Genomic DNA, 4432 nt, shown 5'->3' with positions numbered 1-4432 from the left:
TTGCCGACATAGGCGGAGTGGGGGCACGAGGCGATCTCGATAGCATCCCAGGAGACGCCGCCGGAGCTTTCTAGCTCGCCCATCCAGTCGCGAGCGCGAGAGCGCAGGTCGGCGTCCATGAGCTTTTGCGCGAGATCTTCGGGGTTTCCTGCCTGCGCCCAGAGCGGGAGCGTGATCACGGCGAGGCTGGTCTGGTAGGCGGTGTAGGGGTACTGGTCGAGCAATATGTCCATCCCGCGTGCCTGCGCCGAATCCACCATCGCCAGGGTCGAGAGGATCTTTCCCCAGTTGCGCCGTCGCTCCGCCTTGTGGTGGGAGAGCTGAAGAGGGAGCCCCGCGCCCTCGGCTACAGCAATCGCCTCCGCCACGGACTCTTCCAGTAAGTCACCTTCGTCTCTTAAGTGTGTGGCGTAGAACCCACCGTAGCTTGCGGCTACTTTTGCGAGCGCCGTAAGCTCGGCCACATCGGCGTAGCTGCCGGGGACATACTCCAGCCCGGAGCTGAGTCCAATCGCTCCGGCTTCCATCGCAAGCCCGAGCTCCCGCTGCATGGCGACGAGTTCGATGGCGCTTGGGGGACGCTGAGCCATGCCCATCACGCGCTTTCGCAAGCTCCCGTGCCCTGCGAGTGTGGCGATATTGAGGGCGCAGCCACTCGCCTCTACCCGGTTCAAGAACCCCGTGAGATTCTCCCAGCTCAGCGTCCCACCCGCCTGCTCCAGCCAGCGTCGCTCCAGAGAAAATTCCGGTGCGTGGGTGGCAAGTCCCAGTGAGATGCCGCAGTTGCCTACCACTTCACTGGTGACGCCCTGCGCCAGCGAGGACTCCATGCCGGGGGTGAATAAGACCGAGACATCCGAGTGGGTGTGGATGTCAATAAACCCGGGCGCGATCACTTGGCCGGTGGCATCAATGACTTTTGTCGCCGCACTCTGGCTCAGCTCGCCGATGGCGACGATCTTATCTCCGATAATTCCCACATCCGCGCGGACGAGGGGATTGCCGAGGCCATCGGCGAGCAGGCCAGCAGTGAGAAGAAGATCAAAAGGGGGAGTCACGGGCGCTATTGTACCTGGTAACTATCCTCTTCCCGTGGGCTTCTTTTGTAGGAAGGGGCGCTCAAAGGCGAGGTGAAAGAGCCAGCTCAGACCCAATACCATTGGAAGCAGAGTGGCCAGCACAAACGGGAAGGCTTGCAGGGGAGCGGTGACAATCAGAACGCGGGCGTAGTGGATTCCTAGCGCCAGGAGCGGATCGTGGAGCAGATAGATGCTGTACGAGAAACTTCCCAGCAGCACCAGAGTCCGACTGGAGAGCAGTGAGAAGATGCCTCGGAGTGGGAGGCTCTGTGGCGTGAGGGCTCCGACGAGCAGAAGCGCACCTGTGGCACAGCCCAGTAGGAGATCCAGGCCGACCAGAAGCGCGTTGGCAATCCAGGGAGTCGAAGGCCAAGGGAAGCTATCTCGCCAGACCATGATCTCCAGTGTGCCCGAGAGAAGAGCCAGCCCCACAGCGACTGCGGCAAGCCTTCCGGGCGCGACGCGGGGCGGGTGGGAGACCCACTCTGCGGTGAGCATCCCTTGGACAAAGAGCAGAAGAAACCACGGGTTCGTCCCGCCGAGATTGAAGAATAGCGGCAGGACACTGATCCCACCTGCCGCTAACAGAGTTGTGAGCCACCCGAATCGCTGTCGCAGGGGGATGAGCACCAGCGCAAAGATAAAGTAGATCTGCCACTCCAGTGCGATACTCCAGAAGGGGCCATTGATCGAGATAGACCAGCGAGGAACCCAGTTGTGTACCAGAAAAAGATGCGTCAGAAGGCTCTGCCACTCCCAGGAGTGGGGTGGCAAGGTCTGTGGAAACGCAAGCCCGAGCAGAAGGCTCAGCCCCATCGCGGCAAAGTAGGCTGGGAGAATGCGACGGGCGCGGCGCTTGAGAAAATCGGGACGAAGGACAAGGGGCGTGCGCTGCGCAATGGGGAGCATCAGGCAGAAGCCCGAGAGGACGATAAAGATGGCGACAGCCGCATGGCCAAACTTGAGCAGATGAAACCAGGGTGGCAAGCTCCCCGCTTCGGCGATGACCACGAACCGCGTCCAGATGTGATTCAGCACGACGTAGAGGGCCGTGATTCCACGGATTCCATCCACGAACGGATAGTGTGTTGGCGGTTTCGAAGAGGCCATCGGAGAGATTATCGGCTTCCGATGGCCGGTTGTGTACGCTCGGTAGGCTAGTCGGGCTCAGAGGCGCTCTGAAGAGCGTCTAGCTGCGCGAGCGCCTCTAGCTTTTCTTGTGTAATCGTGCCGACCCAGACCCGCTCGCTCTGCTTTCGGGTCAGCGTGAAGCCGAGGTTTTTCAGGAGCATCGCGGTGTCGGGACGAACTTCCTTGAGCTTGAGCACCACTTTGATCCGTAGCTTACCCCCGAGCTGCGCTTTCTTCTGGAGACTGCCCGAGAGCTTCGCCAGCGAGAGCGCTGGTGCAAGGGCCAGTTTCTTGGCCTCTGCAATGGCAGCGGGCGCGGCGGCGCTTGCTGTAGCCGCCTGAGGCTTGGCCATCATGGCCCCGCCTCTGGCCAAAGAGTAGTTGGTACCACCACCGCCAAAGCCGCCTGCCTGATAGCGTACATTCCTACGTGCTCTTTCCATCGTCATTCCTTCGGGGAGCTCGGTGGGGACTTTTACTGAGGTCTGCTGGCCGCCGGGGTTGGAGATGGTGGGGTCTACGGCCACAAACGATGTGTACTCGGTCATGAGGTGGTGCTCCAGAGCGAGCTGGATGATTTCTTCTTTGGGAGCCGTGGTCAGGTCGCCCGCCCAGACCTCGTGGCTTAGCTCCTCGATCTTCTCTCGTGCCCAGAGGGTCGGGATGGCCTCACCGACGCCGGGCTCAGAGCGCTCGGGCAAGTGAAGACGAATCCGGCGCTCCCATGGACGGCCCCGCAGGCGGCCCGTGATGCGGATATCGCCATCGCCAGGCTTGACATAGCGGCCTTTTAAGACAATGGGGGCTGCGGAGAAGACATCGGGGATATGGCGGGGATAGATGTCGTCTTTCGCGACCGGCAGGCCGCCCCAGTCCACCGCAATATCGGTTAAGAGTGGGTCGGCGATGCGGCGCTGGAACCGGGCTGCGACCGTCTCGCCGGGCTGACGCAGGTCCACGATGTCGGCGGCACCCCGGCCCTCACGCGCCATTCCCTCGATCAGAAAGCGATTCACCGAGTTGCCGATCCCAAAGGGGAACATACGGGTCGTGCCCCGGTGGTTGCGGATAAAGCCGACAATCTCACGGTCGTTGCCCACGAGCCCATCGGTCATGTAGCAGACAATGCGTAGCCGGTCGGGATCGTCGGGCTGCTGGAGGGCAAAGGCGGCTGCCTGGAGGATGTTCGTACCGCCCGAGCCCTGAAGCGGCTCCAGATACGCCAGAGCTTTTTGGATGTTCTGCGGTGTGGCGGGGTCGGCCTGCGAAAAACAGGGATAGACCGAGGTATTGAAGCCCAGAAGCTGAAACGTGTCGCCGGGGTTGAGGTTCTGGATACAGTGGCGCATCGTCTCCTTGGCTTTCTCAATGGGCTTTCCTGCCTGTGAACCGGTCTGGTCAATCACAAAAACCAGCTCCTTGGGAGTCACATCGGCGCGGCGGGGAGCGGCTGGTGGCTGGAGCATCAGCAAGAAGTGCCCGCCGCCCTTGCCATCGGGGCGGGTGAGGATTCCCTCTTGTACCTCGCTGCCCGTCGCCGTCCAGCGCAGGATAAAGTCTTTGTTGGGGATTGAGTCATGAGGGCTCAAGACGATCTGCGCACGGTTGGCTCCCAGGCGCTGAATCCGGGCGTCGTGGAGCTGAGCGGCAATATCACCCAGCGGCAGGCCCGCGTCCAGGTTCACACTCACCGAGACATCGTGGCCGGAGCGCACCCCAAGCGGCTGGTTGTCCGCGACCCCGCCGTAGCGTGGCCCGACCACCATTGGATGGAAAAACTCATACCGCCCATTTTCGTACTTCAGCGGCATGACATACTGAATCTCCACCGCGACTTGCTGACCGGGCATGAGGTTGGCGATGGACTGCGTAAAGAGATTGGCCCGCTCCTGATCTAAAAGCGCCGCTGTCTGGCCCGCAGCCCGCGCCGCTTCGTAGATCGCGCGTGCTTCCTCGCGGCGTTTGATCTCGCCCTTAATCACCCGATCTTTGCCGATCTTGATGGTCATGTCATCCACGGCGGCGTTCTCCGGCAGCGGGAAGCTATAGACCGCCTCGACCGCGCCGCCCTCTTTGGGGCCTTCAAAGAGCTGGGTCACGGTCACATGCGCCACCATGCCCGAGATGCTCGCCCTCACCTCCGTGTGGCGCAGAGGACAGATCGTCTGCGTGCTGGCAATCCGCAAGCACCCCGGCGTCTCCACCGACTTTGCGCTTACTGG

At 61.7% G+C, this 4432-nt stretch carries 3 protein-coding genes; all 3 read right to left on the bottom strand.

The genetic code is table 11. The annotated features are described in order from the left end of the window. Nucleotides 1-1058 (bottom strand): amidohydrolase family protein (locus tag RMO15_RS30810; RefSeq protein WP_309722306.1); only part of this gene is annotated, 1058 nt, incomplete at its 3' end. A 21-nt stretch (nucleotides 1059-1079) separates the two neighbouring features. Further along, on the bottom strand, nucleotides 1080-2189 hold the full coding sequence (locus RMO15_RS30805) for an acyltransferase (RefSeq protein ID WP_309722304.1): 1110 nt from the start codon (nucleotides 2187-2189) through the stop codon (nucleotides 1080-1082). Between the two features lie 47 nt (nucleotides 2190-2236). Further along, the coding region (locus RMO15_RS30800) for a VIT and VWA domain-containing protein (RefSeq protein ID WP_309722302.1) at nucleotides 2237-4432 on the bottom strand (2196 nt) is incomplete at its 5' end.

It is taken from the genome of Armatimonas sp. (genome assembly GCF_031410135.1).
In the GTDB taxonomy this organism is placed as follows: Bacteria; Armatimonadota; Armatimonadia; order Armatimonadales; family Armatimonadaceae; genus Armatimonas.
This window is presented reverse-complemented; position numbering and strand designations above follow the sequence as displayed.